At 32.0% G+C, this 25,418-nt stretch carries 29 protein-coding genes; 22 read left to right on the top strand and 7 right to left on the bottom strand.

Annotation, left to right across the window (positions count from 1 at the left end; translation table 11 throughout):
- Positions 1-250 precede the first annotated feature (250 nt).
- The gene (locus JM172_RS14365; RefSeq protein ID WP_214483055.1) at positions 251-487 is read right to left on the bottom strand and encodes a helix-turn-helix domain-containing protein; all 237 of its coding nucleotides are present in this window, start codon (positions 485-487) and stop codon (positions 251-253) included.
- Between the two features lie 83 nt (positions 488-570).
- Positions 571-1,179, bottom strand: a complete 609-nt coding sequence (locus JM172_RS14360) for a sigma-70 family RNA polymerase sigma factor (RefSeq protein ID WP_214483054.1) — start codon at positions 1,177-1,179, stop codon at positions 571-573.
- A gap of 655 nt (positions 1,180-1,834) precedes the next feature.
- Here JM172_RS14360 and JM172_RS14355 point away from each other — a divergent pair.
- Both JM172_RS14355 and JM172_RS14350 read left to right on the top strand, forming a co-directional pair.
- Entirely contained in the window at positions 1,835-2,110 is a 276-nt protein-coding gene (locus tag JM172_RS14355; protein ID WP_214483053.1) for a hypothetical protein, read from the top strand.
- Positions 2,111-2,189: 79 nt separating this feature from the next.
- Entirely contained in the window at positions 2,190-2,336 is a 147-nt protein-coding gene (locus JM172_RS14350) for a hypothetical protein (protein WP_214483052.1), read from the top strand.
- Positions 2,337-2,404: 68 nt separating this feature from the next.
- On the opposite strand, the gene JM172_RS14345 is transcribed toward JM172_RS14350, so the two are convergent.
- On the bottom strand, positions 2,405-2,728 hold the full coding sequence (locus JM172_RS14345; RefSeq protein ID WP_214483051.1) for a hypothetical protein: 324 nt from the start codon (positions 2,726-2,728) through the stop codon (positions 2,405-2,407).
- A 437-nt stretch (positions 2,729-3,165) separates the two neighbouring features.
- Between JM172_RS14345 and JM172_RS14340 the strand changes: the two genes are divergently transcribed.
- A complete protein-coding gene (locus tag JM172_RS14340; RefSeq protein WP_214483050.1) occupies positions 3,166-4,305 on the top strand; it encodes a cohesin domain-containing protein in 1,140 nt (379 codons plus the stop codon).
- A gap of 267 nt (positions 4,306-4,572) precedes the next feature.
- Here JM172_RS14340 and JM172_RS14335 read toward each other — a convergent pair whose 3' ends face one another.
- Positions 4,573-5,292, bottom strand: coding sequence for a hypothetical protein (locus tag JM172_RS14335; RefSeq protein ID WP_214483049.1), 720 nt, complete (start codon positions 5,290-5,292; stop codon positions 4,573-4,575).
- A gap of 13 nt (positions 5,293-5,305) precedes the next feature.
- A complete protein-coding gene (locus JM172_RS14330; RefSeq protein WP_214483048.1) occupies positions 5,306-6,268 on the bottom strand; it encodes a hypothetical protein in 963 nt (320 codons plus the stop codon).
- Positions 6,269-6,547: 279 nt separating this feature from the next.
- Here JM172_RS14330 and JM172_RS14325 point away from each other — a divergent pair, with 279 nt between their 5' ends.
- Complete coding sequence (locus JM172_RS14325) at positions 6,548-7,273, top strand: response regulator transcription factor (RefSeq protein ID WP_214483047.1); 726 nt, start codon at positions 6,548-6,550, stop codon at positions 7,271-7,273.
- Positions 7,274-7,381: 108 nt separating this feature from the next.
- Positions 7,382-7,564: a hypothetical protein gene (locus JM172_RS14320; RefSeq protein WP_214483046.1), complete on the top strand. Its 183-nt coding sequence runs from the start codon at positions 7,382-7,384 to the stop codon at positions 7,562-7,564.
- Positions 7,565-7,787: 223 nt separating this feature from the next.
- Here the strand turns inward: JM172_RS14320 and JM172_RS14315 are convergent, their stop codons facing one another.
- Complete coding sequence (locus JM172_RS14315; protein WP_214483045.1) at positions 7,788-8,369, bottom strand: YqaJ viral recombinase family nuclease; 582 nt, start codon at positions 8,367-8,369, stop codon at positions 7,788-7,790.
- Between the two features lie 244 nt (positions 8,370-8,613).
- Between JM172_RS14315 and JM172_RS14310 the strand changes: the two genes are divergently transcribed.
- The 12 genes from JM172_RS14310 to JM172_RS14255 are packed head-to-tail and all read left to right on the top strand — an operon-like array spanning position 8,614 to position 19,225.
- Positions 8,614-9,258 (top strand): AraC family transcriptional regulator, encoded by a 645-nt coding sequence (locus JM172_RS14310; RefSeq protein WP_214483044.1) that lies wholly within the window; start codon positions 8,614-8,616, stop codon positions 9,256-9,258.
- 4 nt (positions 9,259-9,262) lie between these two features.
- Positions 9,263-10,174 (top strand): tetratricopeptide repeat protein, encoded by a 912-nt coding sequence (locus JM172_RS14305; RefSeq protein WP_214483043.1) that lies wholly within the window; start codon positions 9,263-9,265, stop codon positions 10,172-10,174.
- A gap of 24 nt (positions 10,175-10,198) precedes the next feature.
- Entirely contained in the window at positions 10,199-11,347 is a 1,149-nt protein-coding gene (locus JM172_RS14300; protein ID WP_214483042.1) for a beta-ketoacyl-[acyl-carrier-protein] synthase family protein, read from the top strand.
- A gap of 12 nt (positions 11,348-11,359) precedes the next feature.
- On the top strand, positions 11,360-12,211 hold the full coding sequence (locus tag JM172_RS14295) for an RnfABCDGE type electron transport complex subunit D (RefSeq protein WP_214483041.1): 852 nt from the start codon (positions 11,360-11,362) through the stop codon (positions 12,209-12,211).
- Positions 12,212-12,213: 2 nt separating this feature from the next.
- Positions 12,214-13,023, top strand: coding sequence for a beta-ketoacyl synthase N-terminal-like domain-containing protein (locus JM172_RS14290; protein ID WP_214483040.1), 810 nt, complete (start codon positions 12,214-12,216; stop codon positions 13,021-13,023).
- A gap of 11 nt (positions 13,024-13,034) precedes the next feature.
- A complete protein-coding gene (locus JM172_RS14285) occupies positions 13,035-14,285 on the top strand; it encodes a beta-ketoacyl synthase N-terminal-like domain-containing protein (RefSeq protein WP_214483039.1) in 1,251 nt (416 codons plus the stop codon).
- 19 nt (positions 14,286-14,304) lie between these two features.
- Positions 14,305-15,057, top strand: a complete 753-nt coding sequence (fabG, locus tag JM172_RS14280; protein ID WP_214483038.1) for a 3-oxoacyl-ACP reductase FabG — start codon at positions 14,305-14,307, stop codon at positions 15,055-15,057.
- A gap of 15 nt (positions 15,058-15,072) precedes the next feature.
- The gene (locus JM172_RS14275) at positions 15,073-15,300 is read left to right on the top strand and encodes an acyl carrier protein (protein ID WP_214483037.1); all 228 of its coding nucleotides are present in this window, start codon (positions 15,073-15,075) and stop codon (positions 15,298-15,300) included.
- A gap of 13 nt (positions 15,301-15,313) precedes the next feature.
- Positions 15,314-16,291: a DUF1702 family protein gene (locus tag JM172_RS14270; protein WP_214483036.1), complete on the top strand. Its 978-nt coding sequence runs from the start codon at positions 15,314-15,316 to the stop codon at positions 16,289-16,291.
- Positions 16,272-18,059 (top strand): CRTAC1 family protein, encoded by a 1,788-nt coding sequence (locus JM172_RS14265; protein ID WP_214483035.1) that lies wholly within the window; start codon positions 16,272-16,274, stop codon positions 18,057-18,059. Before JM172_RS14270 ends, JM172_RS14265 begins: the two co-directional genes overlap by 20 nt.
- The gene (locus JM172_RS14260) at positions 18,052-19,011 is read left to right on the top strand and encodes a Gfo/Idh/MocA family protein (RefSeq protein WP_214483034.1); all 960 of its coding nucleotides are present in this window, start codon (positions 18,052-18,054) and stop codon (positions 19,009-19,011) included. The genes JM172_RS14265 and JM172_RS14260 overlap by 8 nt, the downstream gene beginning before the upstream one ends.
- A gap of 16 nt (positions 19,012-19,027) precedes the next feature.
- Entirely contained in the window at positions 19,028-19,225 is a 198-nt protein-coding gene (locus JM172_RS14255; RefSeq protein WP_214483033.1) for a DUF2164 family protein, read from the top strand.
- A 26-nt stretch (positions 19,226-19,251) separates the two neighbouring features.
- On the opposite strand, the gene JM172_RS14250 is transcribed toward JM172_RS14255, so the two are convergent.
- Positions 19,252-20,211 carry an RNA polymerase sigma factor gene (locus JM172_RS14250; RefSeq protein WP_214483032.1) on the bottom strand — a complete coding sequence of 320 codons (960 nt, stop codon included), beginning with the start codon at positions 20,209-20,211 and terminating at the stop codon, positions 19,252-19,254.
- Positions 20,212-20,610: 399 nt separating this feature from the next.
- Between JM172_RS14250 and JM172_RS14245 the strand changes: the two genes are divergently transcribed.
- The 5 genes from JM172_RS14245 to JM172_RS14225 are packed head-to-tail and all read left to right on the top strand — an operon-like array spanning position 20,611 to position 25,416.
- Positions 20,611-22,191 (top strand): gluzincin family metallopeptidase, encoded by a 1,581-nt coding sequence (locus JM172_RS14245; protein WP_214483031.1) that lies wholly within the window; start codon positions 20,611-20,613, stop codon positions 22,189-22,191.
- A 6-nt stretch (positions 22,192-22,197) separates the two neighbouring features.
- Positions 22,198-23,154, top strand: coding sequence for an aminoglycoside phosphotransferase family protein (locus tag JM172_RS14240; protein WP_214483030.1), 957 nt, complete (start codon positions 22,198-22,200; stop codon positions 23,152-23,154).
- Positions 23,151-23,507: an HAD hydrolase family protein gene (locus JM172_RS14235; protein ID WP_214483029.1), complete on the top strand. Its 357-nt coding sequence runs from the start codon at positions 23,151-23,153 to the stop codon at positions 23,505-23,507. The genes JM172_RS14240 and JM172_RS14235 overlap by 4 nt, the downstream gene beginning before the upstream one ends.
- A complete protein-coding gene (locus tag JM172_RS14230; protein ID WP_214483028.1) occupies positions 23,504-24,262 on the top strand; it encodes a glycosyltransferase family 2 protein in 759 nt (252 codons plus the stop codon). The genes JM172_RS14235 and JM172_RS14230 overlap by 4 nt, the downstream gene beginning before the upstream one ends.
- A complete protein-coding gene (locus JM172_RS14225) occupies positions 24,232-25,416 on the top strand; it encodes a glycosyltransferase (protein ID WP_214483027.1) in 1,185 nt (394 codons plus the stop codon). The genes JM172_RS14230 and JM172_RS14225 overlap by 31 nt, the downstream gene beginning before the upstream one ends.
- Positions 25,417-25,418: the final 2 nt, after the last annotated feature.

Below are 25,418 nucleotides of genomic sequence, written 5' to 3'. Positions count from 1 at the left end.
CAATAATTTTCGATTATGAAATGATATTTTTATCGATTGTAAAATTGGCGATGCCTGTTTGATATGACACCAATTTTCTAAACTGTACCTTTAGTTTATTTTCATCATTTTACGAAATTTCACCCAAGGTATTCCACTAACTGCTTTAGATGTAATACTATTCTTTGTACCTTACTTACTTGCAAGTCTTTAATCCCTATGATGTTCTGGTCTTTGACATTTCTCAATTAATCATTATTGTAACAAAAACTCATTTCTTTATTTTTGCCGATAACTGATTTTTCATCTCCCAGAAACCAGGAGTTGAATCAACATCGTAAGATCTAATATAATTAGTAATCTTAAGTTTTAATTCTTGAGATAAATCATCTCTTTCCTCATATTTAGTAAGTAGTAGTGATTTTTTAATTTTTGGTTCAAACAGTAGTATGATTTTTTCTAAAGCTTCTTCATTTACCTTCGCTTTTTTTACTAATTCATATAACATAAATTCTTACCTCCTTATTTGAATATGAATTTTTGATCTGACAGGAACTTCTATAGTTACTAGTTAAGACAATTCAATTATACTTAGTTAATATTATTTCCACCCAAGTACTTTTGTAATTTTTGGATAGCATGTTTACGTGTTTTAGAAACAGATTGCTGGCTCTTACCAAGTTTTTCACCTATGGTTGTATCATTATAATTATTAATATAAGCCATATGAATTATCTCTTGTTGTTTTGGAGTTAGTATTTGAAGAGCTTTATATAACAAAGGATTAGATACATAATCCTTAATATCATCACTTTTTATTATCCGTTCAACATCAATTTCGGAATGCGGATCTTTAATTAAGTCTTTCTGAGTGTTTTCCTCACTTTTGTATAAGGGTTGGTCTACGGTTAATGGGTATCTGTGTGAAATTTTACGATTTCTTTTATCATAATTTATAGCATTATAGTATATAGCTGAAGATATATATGACTTAAACCTTATATCAAAATAGAACCTCTTAAACTTTAAATCTAGTAGTTCTTTATTCTTTTTTGTAGGATACTTCATTGCTTTCACAAATAGAGCCTGGTTTACATCTTCTGTAAAAAAGGATTTAATTAGTTCATTTTCAAAAAAAACGCCCTCTCTCTTTTTAAAGTATTCAAAGTCTTTTCCACAAGCTTCTGGATCTTTATCCATTTTCATTTCACTCCTTACCTATACAAAACGAAAAGACGAACCAACAAACGAACATTTGTTCTATTTTTGATTATATCATATTTCTCTCTTAAAGTAATATTCTTACAAAAATAGTCTTTTATTTTGTATGAAGATATATATGTTCTCCTTGCAAATTGTAACAAATATATATCTTTCTTCAACACAGCACAGTGGTGATGAGATCCTTTCATTTGTAAGCAATTATTATTAAGTATTACTTTAGGATTTATTATTTAGTCAGTTTCCTATTCGAGTGATATTTATTTTTAAAATACCTATATTCAGATATAAATATTCCTTTTGTTTTACTATTCTTAAAAAGAAGAAAAAATAAAAGAAAATACAACCACCTTTGTTAAAAACTTTAACAATTTTTATTTTTTTCAATAATACCTATATTTAACAATTAAAATTAAAAATAAAACGGGCATTATACTCATTTTAAGGTGCGTGGAGTAAGTTTATGGTTACAGGTCATTATCACTAATATGAAGCTGGTGGAAGTTTGGCAGGACATGTAAGCATGGCCAACAATTATCTTCAATAAATTAAGCTATGAGGTTAACGTTGTCATCAATCAGGAAAACGCAGTCATATAATAGGACAACATAAAGAGTGTAGGATGTTTATACCTATGTATAATGGTATTCAGCAAATGGCTCAATTCCTAAAAATCATGACAGCACGAGGACATGCACTAATGACTAAAGGTAGGTTAGGGGAATTAGCTAAGTATGCTCGTGATGAACAAACTTCCTTAGCATCTGATTTAGCTAGTTGTTTCGCAGATTTTAATGTCGCGACAGATTGTACGACACTTTCCGCTAAAGAGCTAGAAGGTTTAGAAATGGTAGAAGAATCTATAATTAAAGAAGTGTTGGAACAACTTATGATAGACTTAGTCAATTAAACCAGAAGGTTGTGTGGTGTACTGGTTATAGGAGATTAATACGAAGAGAAAAGAAGCAATATATGATGAAGAACATAACTTGTTTACTGCAGCTGAAACGTATAATAGTGAAGGTGGACAGCTTGATTTATTTGAGATGTACGATATACAGATGGTAGACATAAGGAGTTATAAAAAACGTTCGAGAAAAACACCAGTTGAGAATCAGTTGGTTATTAATCTTTAACATTAAAAAGAGCATGGGTATGACTCATGCTCTTTTTTTATTGACATTTGTAAAAAATAGTTATTGAATCAGTTTGTAATATTTTGGGGTGGTGGGTTAATAGCAAGCATGAGTTCAATAGCTGGCATTTCAGGTAGACGTTCGATAAAATTCATTTTATCTTTCTCTGTTGGAAACTGGAAGGATTCTAGTTCATGAGAAATCTTGAAATTCCTTTCAGCAGGAGCTTTTGTAATTAAGTAGATTCGAAGAGTGTATTCACTTTGTTCTGAGAGTAGTAAGATCCCTATACCCTTAGTAATAGGGCTTATAATTATCCCTTCTAACTGATACTTTTCTAATATGCTATTATCCAACAAAACAGGTACTTCAGATAATGTTTTATATGGCAAAATAACCTTTCCTTTTCAATAGAATTGACTAATGTATTTTTCTCTATTTTAGGATATGCCTACAAATTTGTACTTTGTTAACAAATTATTCATATTAGGAGGTGGTTCTATAATGATGATAATTAATACTTGGGCCAGATTGTGGAATAACAAGATTTTTGAGTAATCTTTTTTAGTTATAAACAGTAGGAGATTCCTATATATAACAGACTTAAATAGTTGTTTTCAAGACTATATTAACAAAAGTCAAACCCTTTTTGCAATAAAGGAGAAGGGACTTTTAAATTGACATTGTGTCTACAAAATATTTGTATGAATTTTTAAATAGAATTATAAACACTGAAAAAAATGTAGAAAAATAAGGAATATTGTTGTAATGTATTCTTGTAATGTATAATTTTACTAAAAATTTAAACTAGTTTAGGAGGATTTATTTTATGAAATTGTCGAAGCAATCTTTCACTGTTATGATGTTTTCTGTATTTGCATTAATATTATCATTAGTTGGAATGCCAAGTACGACAAGTGCCTATATAGGTGAGCAGATTATTGATGCACCACAACCAGGTTGGTCGAGGTATGATGATACAAATGGAAATATAAATTATGAAGGAGGTTTTTTTACTGAATCTTATAATATGCCTTTTGGAGGATCATACAGTAATATAGAAATGGTAGGAGACAAAATCAAATTCAACTTTACTGGTTCAAACCTAAAGCTATTAGCTACGTATGACTACAATTTCTATGATTATACAAACAACGGTATAGTTTATGTTGATGGTCAACAGTACCCATTCATTCAAAATGACTATCCTGGAATGAATCAAATTGTATTTTTTGAATTGTTAGGTTTGGAAGATAAAGAACATTTTGTTGAGATTGTAGTGGAAGATAATTTCGGAATCAATTCCAGAGTCTCTTTAGATGCCATTGATATTGATGAAGGGGGTACCTTGTTACCTTTTAATGAAAATGTCATGGGTACAACCGATTTAACTTTAGATCTAGAAACTGAAAAAACTGAAGTATTTAGTACAGAGGTATTCACAGTAGATGTTTGGTTGAAGAATGGACAAGATATATATGCGGAAGATTTGAACATAACTTATGATGATACATTATTTGAATTTGTTGGTGCTTCAGCTGGAGAAGGATTAGATTTTTATCATTCTGAAGAAGATGAGGGAAGTGCATTACGTTACATTCTTGCTAGTCAAGGGCGTGATTTCGGTATAAATGAAGATGCTGTTTTAGTAACCTTAACATTTAAAGCAAAATTTTCTGGTGGGTTTGGAAAAATCGTTGTGGAAAATGGTCTTGTTGCTGATAAATACGGAAATGAATATGCTCCTTCCTTAACTGAATTAGAGATCAATGTAACATTAGCCGATGGTGATGTAAATAATGATGGTAAGGTAACACTTGGAGATCTTGCGATTGCTTCATATGATACTGGAGTATCAAGCGAAGAAGTAAGTGAAGTAGAATCAGACGTAAATTTAGATGGTGAAATTAACGATACAGATTTAAGTGTAATTGTACAAGCAATCTTAGATGCTGAAAATGGAAATTAATAGCTTATTAGATTTTAACCCCTGCTCTTTTGAGTTGGGGTGTTTTAGTAGTGGGTTTGGTATAGTACAAAAAAACTGCTACCTTTAGGGTAATAGCTTTTAATTGATCATCCAAAAATGACTGGCTGACCTCATAATACGATTCTGGCAATGTTGTCGAATAAAACTAATTCTTAACAATTTTAAAACCACCTACCTATTAAACGGCAGGTGGTTACAGCCTTCCTTAAAATGAAAGTTCAACAACTTCATTATCTCTTTGAGGGTTTATTTTATCAAAGCCTTAATGGTATTCCATTTACCAAACATACGATAAAACACTTGAGAGTCGGGGAGATTGTTCGTTTTCGCATATCTATCCCAATTAGCTTTAGTTGTAAAATGTAATGAATGCTCGCGAGCAATTTTTAATAGCCCTTCTTTATCGTACCCAGTAATCATTTTCTTAAATTCAATCCATCCACCAAATCTTCTATGGAATGTTTGAGACTTAGGGAATCCATGTTGCTCTGCGAATACATCCCAACTATCACGTGTATCAAAATGCTCTTTATACTGTTCAGAGAGTTTCAGGAGTTCTTCATCTGAATATTCACTGAACGGTATATTTGCGAGACGTTGTATATCTTTCCACTTAATCTTGTGATAATGAAAAACTTCATATAAAGGAAGTTTGTGCTCCTTAGCAAAAGCATTCCATTTAGCTTTTGAGGTAAAGTGTTGGCTATATTCATTTGCTAAACTAAGCAATTGTTCTTTAGTATATTTTCTACTAATATAGTTTTGGTGTTTATTTATTGGAATACCCATATGTTCTTTAAATGTGTTCCATGTTCCAAACGCATTGCCTAATATCCTTGAACTGGGTAGACCATTTTGTTTTGCGTATTCATCCCATTCTTTAGTGGTAGTTATGTGTGATCGATGTGGCTCGGTTAAATCTTGTAAACCTTCTAAAGAATGACTGTTTTTTCGCATTTTTTTCATTTAATCCCGCCTTTTAAAATCCCTCTGTAACGATATTATACTTATTTTGAAGTTGTTTCAATTCTTCTGTTACATTTTCAACACAGTGGGGATAATCAGGACGTTTAGTGTCATTTACTTCATTTAGTTTTATCAATAAATGATTCAATTTATCTTCATATTCTTCTTTTCGAATCATATTTTCCCATTTTACATATTCACTATAGCTTTTTACTAAGTGGTTTTTACTCCTAATACTAGGATTATCTAAAAGAATACTTTCCGAATATACCATCATAAATTTTCTAAACCAGGGTGTATCTGTTAATACGAAATAGTCAAAATCTTGAAGGTGAATATCATGATGAGGTTCATAGCAAAACAAGGGGTAGGTTTTATTCATCTCAAAATTATGTAGTTCTATTCTTTGGCATTTTAAGTGAGATTCTTTTTCTTCTATATGAGGTAAGACAAAGTAATCTTTATTGTCCTTTGTTACACCTATATAAAACACTTTTTCATCCGTTTTTGGCATCCTATTAACATCATTCCTAACCTTATCTCCAGATACTTCAAAACGCTCTCTACCAAGAAAACGTGCTTTCCAATGTTTCCCTCCTTTTTTCCAAGGTCCAATATAATTTAATATCACCATAGGTGACAGTATGATCGCAGCCACAATCAAAAATACAAATCCAAACACAGGAATAAGATAGACTATTCCAATAGATATTAATACTATTAAAATCATGCAAATAAAACTCACAACTCCAAAGGCTATCAACTTTGAAAAAGTTTCTTCTGGATTACTCGTTATAATTCCAATGCTCTCTAAGAATGGTATAACTCCTATAAATTCTAATACTGCTGTAACCTGCTTAAAGAAGACAATAAAAAGAATGAATAATATAATGGCTATTAAACCAGGTAGACCGCTATCATATCCTCTTTTATATTCCATCCGGGCATGAATAAATCCTAAAATTGTATTTAACATAATTGTCACCACCTCAATAATTATACGTATAAAATATGTAATACTATTATAACCAAATGTTAATAAAATGTCAATATTAGGTAAGTATTTCAATAGTATAAGCATTGGTATATTGCTAATTATATATATTGTATATATAATTAAAGTAATTCAATAAATTAAAGGGAAGCCCCCTATTAATAAATGTTCTTCATTTTGTCAGTTTATCTGAACATTTATTAATAGGGGGCTGTTTTCTTTTTTAATAGATTAAATATTACTGCAGGGAGTGAGGGCAAATTGATACAAAATATTGCTGTGATGGATAATGACATACAGTTGGCAGAAGGATTGAAGCGGATAATAGAAATGAAAGAAAGAACAGACATTGTTGTTCATACTTTTTCACATCGAGAAGAGGAGATTCCAAAACTAATAGAATTAGATCCTGATCTACTTATGACAACTTGTATTGATGAAGATAATAAAGGGATTAGTGTCTTAGAAAAGATTAATAAATTGTTGCCATATACAAAAAAACTTGTTCTATCAAAATCCATAAATCAAAAATTTAATTCCGAGATACTTCTTCATGGAGTAAAAGGGTACATACCTTTAAATATTCCTGCACCTGTTTTATTGGATGCTATTTCAATAATAGAAAATGGTGGAGTCTATCTTCACCACAATGCAACTCAGGGTTTATTGTACGATTACCTTGAACTTAAATCTGAAAGAGCGAATATGAATTTTAATCATATTAAAACAGGGATCAATCCATATGATTTATCTAAGAGAGAAATAGAAATCTTACTATTGGTTGGGGGTGGATATAACAATCAAGAAGTAGGTGGGCAATTATTTATTAGTGATAAAACAGTAAAAAATCATATCTCTAACATTATTCGAAAATTGGGTGTTAGAACTAGGACAGAAGCTGTAGTGAAAGCCATTATAGAGGGAATTATAAATACTGATGAGATTGAATCTTCCACCACAGCCAAAACAAGAAGCCTTAACAATTAGTGATTTCTTAAGAAAAATATTATTGACAACCCATTTCAAATATGTGTATTATAAATCGAAAATAAACTTTTAGGTTAAATAGAATTACCCATAAAGGAGATGTTAGTAATGAAAACTGTAGCTATAATTGGTGGTAGTCAAAGTAATACTAATAAGTTAGCCAAAAAGAAAGGGTTAAATCTCATGGTTCATGATGGACATATTAAAGGTGGAGGGAATAAGGGTGCTTTTAAGAAAATTGCCAGAAAGTCTGTTGTGTTATCTGGAGCTTGTTGTCACCCCTCAAACTAAAAGGCTAACGGTTCTAGGGACCATTAGCCTTATTGGGGTTGTATTCTTCTTTATATATGGTTTAAAGTTTTTTATCTTAAAAAATTGAAATACTAATCCGTGTGTTGTCTCTTTCTCATAAATTATAAAGATAACAAACTTTTTGTCATAACATCGTTTAATATAGGAGCTGTTGCATAATCCTTTTTTATAGTTCCTTTGACATGGGAACCAATTAGAAAACTCAACTCTTACTTATTTGACCCATTTTGTCATGCCAAAATTCTTCACATTTTTCTATAATAACTTTTATTACCTCTTCATTTCGGTCTACGTAGAAGTAATGAAAGTTTACTCCACCAATCAATAGTGCAACCCACCATCTTTTTGCACCTGTGACAGCCATATAATGTTGACATTGAAGGTTAAGAGATTGAACTAAGTCTTTTTTAAACATATAGTTTTTATTGGACGTTGCTTTACAAAGTAAACCAGCATTTTGACCAACTATGAATCTGTCAACGTTGGCAATGAGAAAGGGGTATTTTTTATTTTGTAGTATTGCATTTCTTCGGTGTAATTTCATTCCAGTCCTTTCTTTAAATTCTTCGGCAATAAAGCTCTTTACCCTCATATGAAATTTAAAATAATCATTAGATGTTCTAACTTTTTGCCCACTCTTCTCTTTAAAAAGCATCTCTTTACTTTTTCCTTTATCCAATCCTAAAAGGGCATTTATATCTGAACCACCAATGCCTTTGTTCCTCCACAGAAATACTTCATCATTACTTAAATTATGTTTCCAAATAAGAATTTTATAGTCCATCTCTTCCTCCTTTATTATTGATACTCATAACTTATAAAACTTTTGGATAGTTTTCTAAGTTTTTATTTCCCTTCATTCCGCTTTTTTTACTGAAACATTACTTGAATTCAAGTAAACCCATAATTATTTGGTCAAATTACCCTGGATTACCAACAACTTTACCAAGAACAATATATTTTTTTTGTTGCTAGTATATTAATACATAGAAATATGATTCCAACTATAACATTAGGGAGGTACACTCATGAAACCAGCAATACTGTATTACCCGTGTACTCTTCAGGACATAAGTTTTGATGAATGGTTTGGGGATATAAGGAAAAATATCACTATTATAACAATTAGTAGTTTTAACGATTTGGAACAACTAATAAAAAGGGAAAATTATTCTGTATATATCCTACTAACGAATATAAATTCCTTTCCTTCTGAATGGCAGTTCAATGAATTAAAAGCAGAGAAAACCATCATGATTTTAACAGGATTAAATCGAATGAAGGTTATGTTCCTCAATTCCTTTCTGGATTCAATTGAAACCTACGTAGAACCCTCAAATGATAACCCGTTTTTTCATCAGTCTTTAACTTATTTGGAAGAAAACATATGTAATAGTGAACTGTCACTTGAGAAAGTTGCTTCACAGGCATATGTAAGTAAATGCCATTACTCTAGAATGTTTCAAAGATACGTTGGAAAAGGATTTAAAGAATATGTGATTAGTAAACGGATACAGAAAGCAAAGTTACTACTACAAAAAGGAGATACAGTTACGGATGTATGTTTTTCCATTGGATATAATGACCTAACTCATTTTGCTCGAATGTTTAAAAAGATCGTAGGAGTTAACCCTTCAACTTACAGAACCAAAAATATGACCTCGGAGGTATAAGTGTATGTTAAAAAAATTTTTAATTATTCTTTTAGCCTTATTTTTGATAGGTGGAGTATTTGTAGTATACAAACTATACAAGAGCTATGATATTCCACAATTGGATAAGACAATTTCAATAGAAGATTTAAATCTAAATTTTGACAAAGAAAAATTAGTTTCGAAGAATCTTACCGAGACAAAAAACTTGCCGCTCGAAAAAGTGAATAATGACAATCATGAAAATGCCTATTTATTTGCCAAAAAGCTTATAGAGGACGGGAATAGTCAAGAAGCAATTCCCTATTTAAAGAAAATCGTAAAATTAGAACCAACAAACTTAAGATATATTAATGATCTTAGGGTCCTTTATCTTGAGATGAATCAAACGGATTTATTTCTACAATTTAGTGGTACAGTTTCACAAACATATGAAATTAAACTTAACAATGCCCTTGCATATGTCGATTACTTACAAACCCCAGACCTTGGAACAGCTAACCTTGGTCAAAAATCAGCACAATCTATTAATATACTAAACTCTATTCTTGAAGAAGATCCCTATGATATATTAGCCCATTATGCAAGAGGATTAAATAATTTGTATTGGCCTGCTGGATTACAGCGTTCAAGTAAATCCATACAGGACCTAACATATTGTGTTTCAGCAGAAAATACCTTTAACAGTACAGATTTTGAGTTTTGGCCTAATTGTTACACAGCACTTGGTGATGCTTATGTAAAAGATGGACAAGTTGACCAAGGGAAGCTTGTCTGGAGTACTGGTCTAAAAAAATTTCCTGATAACCATCAATTAAAATTAAGGACTAACCTATCTGACGACCAAGCACTTGATTTGGTAAGAGAAGAAAGAGGAATTGATATTTTCCAAAGGCCTGACCCTTCTATTACTAATTTAAACGTTCTTTGGGAGTAGATTATGAGAGGAGAGAGGATTAATATGAGTCCTATTCTAGCTTCTGGAACAGCTGTTATGTCATCGTTAGGAACAAATATTAATGACACTTGGTCAGGATTATTAACTAAAAAACACGGAACCGAAAAGGTAAAAACATTTTCTATAGACAAACACAAAAATCAAAATGCATGTGAGGTAAAAGGTTTAAGTTTAGTTTGTTTTGATGACGTCTTAAAATTAGGACGAGCATCAAGTATGTTGATTACCTCTATTGATGATGCACTCCATGATGCTGGTATTGATATTCAAGATATAGAAAGATGTGGTATTTGTATTGGCACAACAATGGGAGAACTAGATGGATTAGATAAAGATAGTGCCACCAACAGATATGGCCCACAAGTCCTTTCTGAGAATGTAAAAAATTATTACAATCTTACAGGTCCATCATGGACAATAACAAATGCATGTGCGGCAGGGAATTTTTCTATTGCAAAAGCAGTAGATGAACTCGAAAGTGGTCGTGCAGATGTTATGATTGCCGCTGGTGTAGATGCTTTATCATGGGTAGCATTTACTGGGTTCAGTAGTTTAAGAGCTATGTCACCAGATCTTTGTCGACCATTCGATGAAAATCGAAAAGGTTTAATTTTAGGGGAAGGTGCTGGAGTCGTAATTTTAGAAACTATGGAACATCTACTTAAAAGAAGTGGAAAAGCAAAAGCTTCTATTTTAGGTTATGGAATGAATTGTGATGCGCACCATATTACACAACCAGATCCTGCTGCCGCTGGTGCCATATCTGCAATGAAAGCCGCTCTAGAAAAAGCAAACATGAAACCATCTGATATTGGATATGTTAGTGCCCATGGAACAGGTACACCGGCAAATGACTTAATGGAAGGGAATGCATTGTACGAATTATTTGGGAAAAGTGTGAAAACCAGCTCAATTAAAGGTAATATTGGTCACACACTTGGGGCTGCAAGTGTAATTGAAGCAGCAATATGTATAAAAGCACTGGAGGAGAAGTTACTCCCTCCAACTGCAAATGTGAAAAGTCTTGATCCTAGAATAAATGTAGACGTCTTATGGGATAAGCCTGAAAGCTTTAAAAGTATGTTTGTTATGTCTAACGCATATGCATTCGGAGGAATTAATTCTTCTATCATTATAGGAAAAGCTTTTTAATAGGAGGAAATTATGATTAACTTAAAAGAAAATAAATTAAGAGTGGTTACTTCTTGGAGTGAATATAAAATAGATCCAAGATATTTTGTTTTGTTGTTTCTTGCTTCATTTACAATTGGAGGACAATTTTATTTAGATTTTTATCAAAAGTGGGATGCTGTTATAACATCAGTGTCTGTAACGGTTCTCACTGAGATTATCTTAACAAAGATTTTTCACAAAAAATGGAATTTATTTCCTATTAGTGCAGTGATTACTGGGATGGGAGTTGGACTCTTAGTTAGCTCTTATTTGCTCTGGGTATATGCACTTACTGCTTTTATTTCTATATTCTTAAAGTTTGTCATCAAGTTTAAAAAAGGACATATTTTTAACCCAAATAATGTTGCAGTTGTTTTAGTACTGTTTTTTTTACAAGAATACGCTGTTAGTACACCAAAACAATGGTCTAATGGATATTTAATTATGGCTGTAATTCTATGTCTTGGGTTAATTGCAACATACCTAGCAAACCGACTTGATGTTGTCTTAACCTTTTTAGGAGGGTTTACCGTATTTGGATTATTCCGTCACTTTGTATTAGGAGCTCCATTATTTGCTGCAATAGGCCCTTTATTTGGTGCAGGTCTCCAATTATTTGCTTTCTTTATGATAACAGATCCAAAATCTACTCCTACCACAAGGAAATCTAGGATCATTTTTGCTTTGTTAGTTGCATTTGTTGATGCAGTATTTCGTGTTTATCGTATTCCAAACCCTCAATTCTACGCTTTGTTTGTCATTAGTCTTTTAACTATTATACCATTTCGTATATGGGTATCAAAAAAGATTAACCACAACAAAATTGGTGAAGTGGAGGTATAATAATGATCCAAATAAAGGGCATTTCATCTATTTCTCCTTTTGGTTTAGGTGTTGAGAAATTTATTTCTCGATTTGGATTGAGTGAAGAAATGGAGAAGGAGCTAATACCTCCAGATTCCTTGAATTATAAATACTTACAAGGGTTACGTATACTACCAAAGGTAAGTCAATATGGTTGTATATCTGCTAGTGAGGCGTTTAGATTTGCCGGTTATCCAAATTTTAAAGAAAAAGATGATAGAACTGGGGTTATTGTCTCCAATAATTTCGGTAGTCTACATGCTATAAAAGACATGTTTGAAGACTCAGATAAATACGGTCCTAATAGTGTAAATCCTAGATTTTTCCCAGGAACAGTCCTAAATGTTGTTGCTGGACACATTTCTATAAAACTAAAACTTAGTGGACCAAATATTACTATTTCCGAAGGGGTTTATTCCGGACAAAAAAGTTTACTGTATGCGTATGAACTTTTAGAACAGGGAGAGATAGAAAGAGTTATAGTCTGTGACTTAAATATTTATCCACCACAAAAATATCGAACAACCGTTCAAGATTATCTTCCTAGATTCGAACATGTAAGTACTGTATTGTTAGAAAAAGTGAGTCCCAACAACTCAGGAAAAAATGGGGTACCCATCAAAATAAGCAGATCTTTTAATCCAATTCACCAATATAATGAGATAGAAGCTCAAGATATTATTCCACACCTACTAAATAACTCTTATCGAATCTTAAAAGAACAGGAAAGAGCAAAAACCTATTTATCTACTCAATCAGATCAGACCATGATAAATATAGAACTTAACTAGGAGAGAACTTGATGGACAATGTTTATGTAACAGGAACCAATCTCATTTCGAGCTTAGGAAATGAGAAAGAGTCTTGGATAAAGATTTTCGAAACAAATAGTCAGCCTATTGAACGAGAATACAAGTTAAGTAATGGTAGCATGCAAAAATACCCTGTCTATTCCATTAGAGAAGAAGTTATTAATAGTTTATTTAACAAATACAATGACCTTAGAATAGATGATGAATTTTTAAAAGAAGATAAAGATTTTATATTATTACTTCTTTCCACACTACAATGTTTAGAAGATGCTAATATTGATGCTAGGTCTTTTAAGGATAAAAGAATAGGTTTAATTATTGGTCATGAAAATCTAGGTGTTAATACACTTATTGATAGTCTCCTACAAGAAAAAACAAGATTGGATTCCACCAATCCCGTTAATTCATTTAATCACTATAAAAACAAATTTTTCAGACTTCAAAACTACACATATTTATATTATCTAGCTAAGACATTAGGAATTAATGGGCCTACATACACAGTGAATAATGCCTGTGCCTCTGGTTTATACGCTTTAGACTTGGGTAGTAACCTTATTAAAATGGATCAAGCCGATATTGTGATAGTTGTAGCTGGTGACTATGCTCATGTTACTGAACATTTATGGTTAAGTGAGAAAGGTTTTAGTTCAACAAATGGTAACATTACCCCCTTTAGTAATAAAGCAACTGGATCAATATTAGGAGATGGGGTAGGAACAGTTATATTAGAGTCAGAAAAAAGCTTAAACAAAAGAAACATAAATCCTAAAGCGAAATATTTTACTACATCATTCCTTCAAGATACATGGAGAATAAACCTCCCCGATGTGACAGCCCAATCTTACAGAAAAGTAATTCAGAACTCATTAAAAAGGTATGGAGAAAGTGTAGACCTTATTATCCCACATGGAACAGGTATACCTTTCTGGGACAAATATGAATCTAGAGGAATTAAGGATGCTTTTGATTCATTGGGTTCAAAAGTTCCAGATATCACTGCATTCAAAGGTTATATAGGTCATACACTTGGAGCAAACAGTTTGATAGAATTAATCTTCGGAATTAATAGCATTCTATCAAACACTATTCCTCCTATTAACCACGGGGAATCAAGCATTAACAATGAATACAATTTACCTTTCGTGACTAGTACGAAAAACAAAAAGGTAAGAAGTTTGATGAAAACTGTCGCAGCTTATGGTGGGTTTAATGCTTCAACAATAATTGAAAAAGTATAAAAGTGAGGGGGGAAATTAATTGCTAGTTAATTCAACTGACTTTCAACAAAAAACGGCATTAGTTACTGGAGGATCTAGGGGAATTGGTCGTGAGGTTGTCAAACTACTTGTTAAAAACAAAACCAATGTAGTGTTCACATATAACAAAAGTATTCAAGAAGCTAAATCATTAATAGAAGAATTTAGTGAATATGATGTATTTGTTAAAGGGGTTCCTTGTGATTTTAGTAAAAAAGAAGAAATAGACCATCTATTAAACACTGTTTCGAATATATCTCCTAAAATACATTTTTTAGTAAATAATGCTGGAACCAATATAGATAAGCCCTTTTTTCAAATGGAAGATGATGAATGGGATAATGTAATTCAAGTAAACTTAAATAGTACTGCTTATTTAACACGAAAATTACTTAGAACAATTTTGGTACAGCAAGGAAGTATTGTTAATATCGCCTCAATTTCCGGAATAATAGGCACCGTTGGCCAAGTCAATTACACTGCAGCAAAAGCAGGGATAATAGGTTTTACAAAGGCTCTTTCTCGGGAAATTGGAAGCTTCGGAGTTCGGGTAAACTGTGTTGCACCAGGATATATTAATACGGATATGCTAAATAGCATCCCTCATTCAAAGAAAGAAAGTGCAAAAAAACAAATATCCCTTAATAGACTTGGCGAAAAAGAAGAAGTTGCTAAGACAATTCTTTTCTTTTTATCATCAAACGCGTCTTATATAACAGGTCAAACATTAACAGTTGATGGGGGATTAATATAGAAAGGATGAAGATATATGAATTACCAAGAAAAAACAGATTTGGTACTTAGTCTTATTGCCGAAATCGCTGATATTAACCAAGAAGAAATCCAAAACGAAAGCACATTCGAAGAAATTGGTGTTGATTCACTAATGGCTCTTGAACTAGCAGTACATTTAGAAAGGGAGTTTGGTGTAGTTATAAATGAAGAGGAACTTATTAATCTACGAAAAGTAGAAGATCTGTTTCAATACCTTGTTTAAGGTGGGAAAAAAATTGAAGTCTTATAAATACAGGTTTACTAGAAGATGGTTCTACTTTTATCAACATTATTTTAATAACCAAGACAGTTTCTTTAAGAAAAGGTTTAAGCATGTACTTGTCAGCTTCTTCACAGGTGCACTATCTCCATTAATTATCCCTTCCACTAAGCTTTTAAGTCTTGTCCTTCAAAAATTAAACCCACAGTTCTATAGAGGTTTTTCTTATGAAGGTACTGCAATTGGATTTGGTATTAAATCCAGCTTTGCTAGGCATAAGGGTTCTCACTTTGAAAAGCAAATAAACCAATTATCACCTGCTTCAATTTATCAATATTATGTTGGATTAGGATGGTGGCTACATTTACTTTACAAATATGATCAAAAGAAATACTCCAAATTAGTAAATCAATTAAACCCTAATTACTCACATATTATGTTCGATGGTGTAGGGTTCAAGATAGGCCTCTTCCACTATATCTACAACAAACAATGTATTAATTTATTTAATAACTTCTCTGAGCAACAAAAACGTGTTTGTTTTCAAGGGTTTGGAAGAAGTTTGTGGTTTATTAGCCGGTTTCAGTGGGATGTTGCTTTAAAAGAATTAAATAGATTAGGTCAACAATTCCCTTATCGAAACGACATCCTTAGTGGAATGGGGCTTGCTGTAGCCTATAGTATATTTGATAATTTATTCCTTGGACAAAAGATCATCCAATCAATCGAGGAAAAAGAAGACCTAGCACCTTTTATACAAGGTCTAGCATTTGGTCTTGAGACACGTAAACGTCAAGATCCAAACTTATGGGAAATGACTATCGAAAACCTTCCTAAAGACTTAATCAATTATGCTAACAATCTTATAGATTTGGTTCACAAAGTAAAGGATGATCTAAATAAAACCTGTAATAACCATGACTTCTATGTGTTATGGATAGATGGAATCAGACAACAAATAAAGGAGAATGGATATGCGGAAGCGAACAAATAAATTACTTTTTATACCTATACTTACATTAATGGTACTGTTATCAGCATGTAATCAGGAACCAAAGGGAAAAGATTATGGTGTTAATTTTCAAGATATAACAAAAGAATCCGGGATAGAATTTACACATAATAAAGCAAAATTCGATGATAAAGTAAATAATGTAATGCCATGGCTAACATCTACAGGAGCCGGTGTTTATCTAAATGATTATGACAAAGATGGTTTTGTTGATGTGTATCTAATTAACTCTAAAAAAGGAACAAGTAATTATCTCTACAAAAACAATCAAGACGGGACATTTACTGATGTAACAAGTGGTTCTGGAATTGGATTAGTCAACAATAATGGAATTTCAGAAACAGCTTTATGGTTTGATTATGATAATGATGGATGGCAAGATTTATTTGTTGGTGCGTGGGGAAAGAGTCAACTTTTTAAAAATAATGGCGATGGTACCTTTAATAATGTAACAAAAGAATCAAATATTGACGTATTTAGCTATGCTGCAGATGCCATTACATTTGACTATAACAAGGATGGAAATCTTGATCTATATGTAGGGAACTATTTTAGAGATGAAATTAATTTATGGGATCTCAATACAACAAAGATATTTCATGATGACTTTGAAAGTGCACGAAACGGTGGAGATAATTATCTCTTTAAAAACAATGGCGATGGTACATTTTCTGACGTCTCAAAAGAATTAGGCGTCGATGATACAGGGTGGACTTTAGCTACAGGCTCTGTTGATCTAAACAAAGATGGATGGCCAGACCTATACAATGCTAATGATTTTGGACCTGATTCATTATATATGAACCAAGATGGGAAAGGGTTTAAAAAGATTGTCCAAGATAGAGGAATTGGGGACGATAATTTTAAAAGCATGAATGTTGATTTTGCTGATGTCTTTCATGATGGGAATTTTGCAAACTATATAAGCAATATTAGTAAAGAAAAGTACCTTTTAGAGGGAAATCAACTATGGCACATGAATGATAATGGTACTTATGTTGATCGTGCACAAGAGCTTGGCGTAAAATTAGCCGGTTGGTCATGGGGAGCAAGATTTTTTGATGTAAATAACTCAGGAAATATGAGTTTAGTTGTAACCAATGGCTATATCTCTGCAAATAAAGATAAAACGTACTGGTTTGATATGGGAACTCTAGCGACAACACCTGGAAACATTGTAGAAGATGCAAAAAACTGGCCTGCAATGGGGGATAAAAGCATGTCAGGGTACGAGCAAAAAGCCATATTTTTAAATGAGAATGGAAAATTTCATAACATAGCTAGTGAGGTTGGGATTGATTTTCGCTATGATGGCAGAGGTGTTGCTGTAGGAGATTTAGATAATAACGGTACCCTGGATTTAATATTTGCCAACCAATCAGCACCAGCAAAAGTATATAGTAATAATCAACATAATGAACATAATTGGATTAAAATTGACTTAACCGGAGTCTTCCCTAGTAATGTAGAGGCAATTGGAACTAGATTAACCTTTACTAATAATGGTGTTAAAACAGTTATCGAAAAAGATGGAGGAAATAGCTTTGGGGCACAGAGTGACCCAAGAGTTCATCTAGGGTTAGGAAAAAGTACAGCACTTGACCAATTAGAAATCATGTGGCCGAGTGGTGAAAAACAGGTATTTAAAAACATTAGAGCTAATCAAATTATTTCCGTTACTGAAGGAAATGACAGTTACGATGTAATTAAGCAAGAACAGGTTTTTGAAGGTAGTGAAGCTAATGAGTAAATTAAAAGCCGCAATAATTGGTTCAGGTAAAATTGCTCAAGTAAGGCATATTCCAGAATATATTGAAAGAAATGATATTGAACTTGTTGGTATTTGTGACCTAAATTTGAAAAGGGCCAGTAAAGTAGCTGAAGAATTTGGAATCCCTATTGCCACGGATAAACCAGAAAAAATATTAGAAGATGATAGTATTGATATGATTTCTATTTGTACACCAAATGCATTGCATGCTAAGCATGCAATGCAAGCGCTTAATCATAAAAAGCATGTACTTATAGAAAAACCTATTGCAACTAACTTAGATGACCTTGAAAAACTATATAAAACAGCAGAAAAAAACAATCTGGTTTTACTTCCTGGACACAATCAAAGGTTTGATTCTGTGCATAAAAGAGTTAAGAAGTTAGTTGATGAAAAAAAAATCGGTGATATTATTCAATTTACTTCAAACTATCAACATCCTGGACCTCAGTTTTGGAGTGTTGATGAGAAAAACAGCTGGTTTTTTAAGAAGGAATTATCAGAGTTTGGTGTTGTTGGAGATTTAGCAATTCATAAGCTTGATCTAATCCAATGGTTGCTAGATGAACCATTTAAAAGTTGGTTTGTTGCCAAAAATGGCGTAATTGATGATCGAGCCTCTATTTCGTTGCGAACTAAATCTGGTGTTGTCGGATCCATTAATGTAAGTTGGAATAATCCATTACAAGATCATCGAACTGTTCTATACGGCACTGAAGGAATCATTATATTTGGGGAAGAACTACAGATAGTTAAAATAGAAGAGTTTAATGGTAAATTAAATGAAGAATATATAGAGCCTATTCTTCGTAGTGATGGAAAGATGAATTCTGGAATTATTGACCACTTTGTAGATTGTATAAGAAAAAATGCTATAGTAAGAATTAATCCAAAACACGTGAAGAATTCATTAGAAATAATCATAAGTTAAAAAAGGAGTGGTTCTATTGGGTCTAAATTTAACAAATGAGGAATCAATAGAGTTAGTCCATAGATTTCAACGCTATTTATTTGAAGCATATAATATTGAAATAGGACAAATTGCCTCGCAGGAAATTCTTACTTATATAAATAATGAACTAAATCAAATAAATTCATCAGAAATTAAGAATATTGTAATGAAATTAGAAAGTTTGATAGAATAATAAGGGTGCATAAAAGTATGCACCCTCTAATTTTCCTCCCAATTTAACGGAGGTTTATTTAATTGTATGGGTATATCCAGTACTTTACTCGCTTCTGTTAATAATTCCCTACAGAAAAAGTAACTTTTATGTACCACTATTTTATCATCAGATAATATTTGGTAATTTATATCATGGAGTTTATAACCAAATTTAGTTTCAGCTAGAACAATATTAACTTCTTTTCCCCATAAAAAAATTCTTTTTCCTAAATGACCAGGTAGACCAAATTTTAAAGAACCATTTTTTGCTTCATCTTTGCCTTGCTCTTTAAAACCTGGGGAAGCATCATTCAAGATTTGATCACTCATTAAACTTAATATTTTTTCTACATTACCACTGTTAAAAGCCTTTAAATACTCATCAATAATCGGGTTAATATTTTTAACTTGGGTTGAATTTTGTTTGTAAATGGGAATCGTATCTATTTCTTCTTTTAACTTCTTTCTTGATCTATGTAGTGAAGTATAAACACTATTTTCAGAAATATTTGTCATACATGCAACATCAGATGCCCTAAAGTTAAATACATCCATTAATAGAAAGATTGATGCCTGTTTAGGTGAAAGGTAGATTAACAAAATTTCCAAAGACTCTCTAACTTTGAATTTAGGTAATTCTTTCTCGTCAAAATACTGATTTTGACTTATATCTAAGTCTTCTTGTTCAACAGTTTTTTTCCTCTTAAAGTCTATCCAAGTATTTGTTGCAATTCTAAATAAATAGGATTTGAGGTTAACCGTGTTCCAAAGTTGAGTTAAAGAAGTAAAAGCCTTTAGCAATGTTTCTTGAAATAAATCTTCGCCGTCCCATGGTGAACCCGTTATATATTTACAATATTTCCATAAATCTAACCTGTATGGTTTTATTAACTCATTGAATTCATTGTGAACTACTCTAGTTTGATTAATAATATTCTGTATATTTTCTTGAGTAGCTTTCTCCACTTATAATCTCCTCCCAATACTTACTAATTTTCAGTATAAAATAAAATATACTATTTTTCCATAAACATTCAAAATTTTTAAATATTACACACTTGAAATAAGTACCACATGTTCATACTTCGGACGAAGTTATTCCATAATTATCGTTGTTGAGTCGTATGACTTACAACAACGGTCATTCATCGCCCTATTAATTCCTCTCACTTCGCATTGTTATGGATTTAAGTGGGCGTCTTCTGAGAGGAAAATGCAAAAATTGTCTAGAGTATAAGGATCTGCCTAATTAATCTCCTTTCAAATTTAACCAAATAAAATATAGGTGCGATTTTTTGTAAACAAATAAAGCAGAGTCTCATTAGTGTTTTTTTTTTATACTTTTACTGAAAGGAGGAATTTAATTTGAATCATGATAAAACTGATTTAATTCTCTCATTAGTAAATAGTAAACTTCAAAACAAATATCAGCGATATATGCAATCGTTATGGATGACCCTTACTAGTAATAATGAGAAATGGGTAAATCAACTTGAAAAAGACGAGAAATCATATAACAAAGAATTATCCTCTCCGTATTTAGTTCAACAAATAAACAAACTAAATAGAGAAAAGTATATTAATAGATACCATAAAAGACAAGTAGTAAGTATATATAATGAAATGCTTGAATTATCATTAAATCCAACTCTCCAAGAAAAATATACTGAATTGTGGAATGAAATGCACTATCGGATTGCGACAAATACAACCGAATACAACGGCAAACAAATAAGAGAGACTGAGGTTCTGAGACTCCTTGAAGTTGAAGAAGACATAATAAAAAGAAAGGGCCTTTGGTTTAAGTATATGAGTTTGGGTTCAAAACTTAGTGAGGGTCTTCTTGATCTGGTAAACATGAGAAATGTTATAGCAAAAGAAAAAGGGTTTAATAACTTTTATGAACTTAAATTAGCTAGTCAGGGACTAAGCTCTAAAGAGCTAAAATCTATCATCCATCATTTAAGGAGTAGCTTAGATGAGGATTATCGTAAAATAAAGGAAAATATTGATTATCAAATAAAGCAACAATATGGGATAAACGATAATTCTATTAGACCTTGGCATTACTCCCACCCTTTCTTCCAAGAATACAAATTAAGTTATTTTAAAGAGTCTGACTTGTCTGTAGATAATATTTTATACAAGTTGAAAAGCTGGTTTAATGAGAGCGGGATAGACATATCCGGTATATTAAAAAATAGTGATATATCTGACAATCGACATAAAAGTGAAGCAAATTTCTGTCTTAATATTGATCGTGAGAAAGATGTTCGGATTTCTTCCAATTACCATCAAAATCAGAAATCACTATCTTTATTAATGCATGAATTAGGACATGCTGTTTATGAACATAATATTCGTCCAGGCCTTCCTTTTATCTTAAAGAAATCTTCAGAAATTTTTATGAGTGAAGCTATTGCAATATTTTTTGAAAGATTGGTATATAAAAAAAGTTGGTACTGCAGTGTTATATCAGGTGAGAACGCACATACTGATGCTTTTGTAAACAGACAAGACTTTATTCAAAACTTCTTGGTTAAGCTTTATTGGACAATTACACTTACTACATTTGAGGAAGAGTTATATTCCAATCCAAATCAAGACCTCAATGATTTGTGGTGGAGTATAGTGAGTGATGTACAAAAAATTGATAGACCTCCTGATTGTCATATTCCAGTTTGGGCAGTGAAAGCTCACCTTACAACACTCCCTGTCTATTATCATAATTATTTACTAGGTGAAGTAATCTCGTCTCAGCTGAGTACTATTCTCGAAAGAAAGTTTGGTTTTTCAGACTCCCACTCTAGTATTCAATTCCTAAAAGAAAACCTATTTGCCTATGGCAACTCACTAAGTTGGAGAGATCTCTTATTAAAATCTTTCCAAGGTTATTTGAATCCACAATACCTAATTAGTGACATCAAAAGAACGTTAGGGGGCTGATACATAATGGGTAGCATTAGACTTAGTTCTAGATATTTTAATGAAGTTAGATATAACCCCGAACGAAACACTGTAACAAAACTTAGCCAAGACTCAGCTAAGTTAATTAATGAATTGTACTGGTATATTAAACTTCCTAGGTCTCTACAGCACTATACTCCCGAAATAATAAATTACTCAGAGCACCAATTAAATACTTTTATAGAAATGGAGTACATTAATGCTCCTACTCTATCTGAACTATTTGTAAATTCTGAAACCCCTATAAGAGAATGGGAAGAATATATACTCCCTAAGATAAATGTCATTTTAAAGGAGTTTTCTCAGCACAAATCCGCTGTTAACAGCATGGATTTATCACAAATGTATATAACCAAAACTATTAATAGATTAAAACAATTTATTCAAACTAATAGTATTGCATTTGGAATTTATAAGCGAGGTTACTTAAAACTTAATGGGACTTTGATGAAATGTCCACTACGATTTCTTGAAGAAAATAGCAATCTATTAACTTACGTTATTAATCAAGCAAAATCTAGCGTAATTCATGGTGATTTATGCTTCTCAAACATGTTTTTTGATTTGAAAAGGAAAGAAATTAAAATTATTGATCCGAGAGGAAGTTTTGGACAAGTAGGTATATATGGAGACCTACATTACGATATGGCTAAATTGCAGCATAGTCTTACAGGATATGACCATATTATTTCTGACAATTTCCAAATTAACATACAAGGTATTGAACTAGACTATCGAATTAATCAAACTCAATACCATAAAAAGATTACAGATATTTGGAAGGGTAGTTACTATAATCAAACATGTATCAATTTAATTGAAGCACTATTATTTCTGTCTATGATCCCCTTGCATAAAGGTGATTTTAAAAGACAGTTAGCGATGTATTCACTTGGAGTAGAGTTGCTTCAAAAAAATGATACAGGAAGGAGAACGACATGAGAATAGTCATTGACCTTGATGGAACTATTTGTGAGTTAAAAAAAGCAAATCAGAGCTATCAAGACGTAAAACCAAAAGAGGGGGCAATTGAAGCCATTCATAATATACGTAATAAGGGGCATGAAATTATTATATATACAGCAAGAAACATGAAGACATGTGACGGTAATTTGGGGAAGGTTAATGCTAATATTGGGAAATTAACGATTGATTGGTTGGATTTTTATAATGTCCCATATGATGAGATAATATTTGGGAAACCTTACGGCGATATTTATATTGATGACCTGGCTATTACATTTAGATCCTGGGATGAAATAGAAAATATAATTTCAAAGAGTGAACCTAAATGAATATTGTAATTCCTTTGGCAGGAAAAGGCACTCGCTTTAAAAAAGCAGGGTTTACTGAGCCCAAAGTTTTAATTAATGTCCTTGGGAAACCTATGTTTTACTGGTCTTTGAAGAGTTTAAACCAGCTAACATCCCAGAATCAAGTCACATTTGTTTGTTTAGATGAACATCTAAACAATACAAAGTTGAAAGAGAATATATATCAATATTGTCCAAATGCAAATATTGTGGCCATCAATGAATATACACGTGGGCAAGCCGAAACCGTTTTAGAAACAGAGGACTTTATTAAAAAAAACCAACCCTTATTAGTTTTTAATGGTGACACATACCAAGAGCTACCTTATATTAATCATATTTTAAACAGTAATAGTACAAAGGGTAAGATATTTGTCTTTACTTCTAGTAACCCCTCATATAGTTATGTAGATATTAATAAGAATAATGAGGTTACTGATATCAAAGAAAAGAAGGTTATATCTAAATATGCAACAACTGGTCTATACTATTTTCCAAGTACAGAACGATATATATCGGCAACAAAAGAGATTATAAATTCCAGAAACAGTACAGAAGGAGAATATTATATCTCAAATGTCATTCAAAGAATGTTAGAAAAAGGTGAACACTTCGAAATTATTAAAGTTGAAAAATGTTACACACTTGGAACACCTATGGAGTTAGAAAGCTTTAAAAGAAGAAAAAGAGATGGGGAAGGTTTATTATGTTTAGATTTAAAATATTCATTGGATTAAGTGGTGGGTTCGGTCCTTTATCTAGGACATTCCCTCTTGCTGAAGAATTCAAAAAAGCAGGCATGGAAGTTTGCTTTAGTGCTTACGATGAGACTACTGTTTCCTATATAAAAAAAGCTGGTTATAAAGTTTTAAGTGATGATGATCCTACTATGCCTAGAGAAGAATTTATTCCAAAACCAAGTAGTACTTTTTACAATCTTGATCAATATTTTGCACAGATGGGGCTTTTAGATGCAGAGTTTACAAATAGTTGGATATACAGCAGAATTAATATGTTACAAGACTATCAGCCAAATCTTGTAATTACAGATTTAAGTCCTAATACAATGATTGCTGCAAAATTTTTGAAAATCCCTACTTTGTCATTTGTACAAAGTTGTTTACACCCAAAAGGTGAGTCTTTCCATAATGAAGTTCCTCGAAATTTACCGAAAGTGACCCCTATAATCAATGATATATTAAGTAAATTAATGCTTAAGCCAATCGAAAAGATGGAGGACTTGTCCGTAGGTGATAAAACATTAGTCCCTAGCTTTCCTGAATTAGACCCAATTTCTTGTAATATAGATTATGTAGGTCCTATAACAACTAATTTTATACACAATAAAAACTCAATTATTCTTCCCGAAAATTATGTACTAGTTTATCCTGGAAGACTTTACGATTCTGTTGGTGAAACTGGTCAAAACATTGTAAGTCAAGTAATTGAAGCAAGTAAAGAATTAAAGGACTATAATTTTGTTATATCTTCTTCTGATAAAGACTTACAAAATAAAGTTGATATCCCTGAAAATATCTTGGTTATTCCGTTTTTTAATGAACATATCCTAAGTAAGGCTCGGTTATTTATTCATCACGGAGGGCATGGTAGTTGTCTGGCGTCAATTAAGAATACAACTCCTTCTTTAATACTTCCAACCCATAGTGAGCGTTATTTCAATGCGAAGAAAATTGCTAAGTATGGTTTTGGGGATTACCTTATTCCGCACTCATTAACCAACACCCATTTTATCCAAATGATTGATTTTATGTTTAATGATTTTTCTTATCAATCAAATATTAAACTCTATCAAAAAGAAATTGAGAAAAGAGATTATAAAGGTGAGCAACGAGTATTTGATATTGCTTGCTCTCTCATAAAAAGAAAGTAGGT

Source organism: Bacillus sp. SM2101 (assembly GCF_018588585.1).
Taxonomy (GTDB): domain Bacteria; phylum Bacillota; class Bacilli; order Bacillales; family SM2101; genus Nanhaiella; species Nanhaiella sioensis.
This window is presented reverse-complemented; position numbering and strand designations above follow the sequence as displayed.

Coding starts and splice junctions, on each gene's coding strand:
- JM172_RS14365 (WP_214483055.1), bottom strand. CDS start 487: ATGTTATATGAATTAGTAAAAAAAGCGAAGGTAAATGAAGAAGCTTTA.
- JM172_RS14360 (WP_214483054.1), bottom strand. CDS start 1,179: ATGGATAAAGATCCAGAAGCTTGTGGAAAAGACTTTGAATACTTTAAA.
- JM172_RS14355 (WP_214483053.1), top strand. CDS start 1,835: ATGTATAATGGTATTCAGCAAATGGCTCAATTCCTAAAAATCATGACA.
- JM172_RS14340 (WP_214483050.1), top strand. CDS start 3,166: ATGAAATTGTCGAAGCAATCTTTCACTGTTATGATGTTTTCTGTATTT.
- JM172_RS14335 (WP_214483049.1), bottom strand. CDS start 5,292: ATGAAAAAAATGCGAAAAAACAGTCATTCTTTAGAAGGTTTACAAGAT.
- JM172_RS14330 (WP_214483048.1), bottom strand. CDS start 6,268: ATGTTAAATACAATTTTAGGATTTATTCATGCCCGGATGGAATATAAA.
- JM172_RS14320 (WP_214483046.1), top strand. CDS start 7,382: ATGAAAACTGTAGCTATAATTGGTGGTAGTCAAAGTAATACTAATAAG.
- JM172_RS14315 (WP_214483045.1), bottom strand. CDS start 8,369: ATGGACTATAAAATTCTTATTTGGAAACATAATTTAAGTAATGATGAA.
- JM172_RS14310 (WP_214483044.1), top strand. CDS start 8,614: ATGAAACCAGCAATACTGTATTACCCGTGTACTCTTCAGGACATAAGT.
- JM172_RS14305 (WP_214483043.1), top strand. CDS start 9,263: ATGTTAAAAAAATTTTTAATTATTCTTTTAGCCTTATTTTTGATAGGT.
- JM172_RS14300 (WP_214483042.1), top strand. CDS start 10,199: ATGAGTCCTATTCTAGCTTCTGGAACAGCTGTTATGTCATCGTTAGGA.
- JM172_RS14295 (WP_214483041.1), top strand. CDS start 11,360: ATGATTAACTTAAAAGAAAATAAATTAAGAGTGGTTACTTCTTGGAGT.
- JM172_RS14290 (WP_214483040.1), top strand. CDS start 12,214: ATGATCCAAATAAAGGGCATTTCATCTATTTCTCCTTTTGGTTTAGGT.
- JM172_RS14285 (WP_214483039.1), top strand. CDS start 13,035: ATGGACAATGTTTATGTAACAGGAACCAATCTCATTTCGAGCTTAGGA.
- JM172_RS14275 (WP_214483037.1), top strand. CDS start 15,073: ATGAATTACCAAGAAAAAACAGATTTGGTACTTAGTCTTATTGCCGAA.
- JM172_RS14265 (WP_214483035.1), top strand. CDS start 16,272: ATGCGGAAGCGAACAAATAAATTACTTTTTATACCTATACTTACATTA.
- JM172_RS14260 (WP_214483034.1), top strand. CDS start 18,052: ATGAGTAAATTAAAAGCCGCAATAATTGGTTCAGGTAAAATTGCTCAA.
- JM172_RS14240 (WP_214483030.1), top strand. CDS start 22,198: ATGGGTAGCATTAGACTTAGTTCTAGATATTTTAATGAAGTTAGATAT.
- JM172_RS14235 (WP_214483029.1), top strand. CDS start 23,151: ATGAGAATAGTCATTGACCTTGATGGAACTATTTGTGAGTTAAAAAAA.
- JM172_RS14230 (WP_214483028.1), top strand. CDS start 23,504: ATGAATATTGTAATTCCTTTGGCAGGAAAAGGCACTCGCTTTAAAAAA.
- JM172_RS14225 (WP_214483027.1), top strand. CDS start 24,232: ATGTTTAGATTTAAAATATTCATTGGATTAAGTGGTGGGTTCGGTCCT.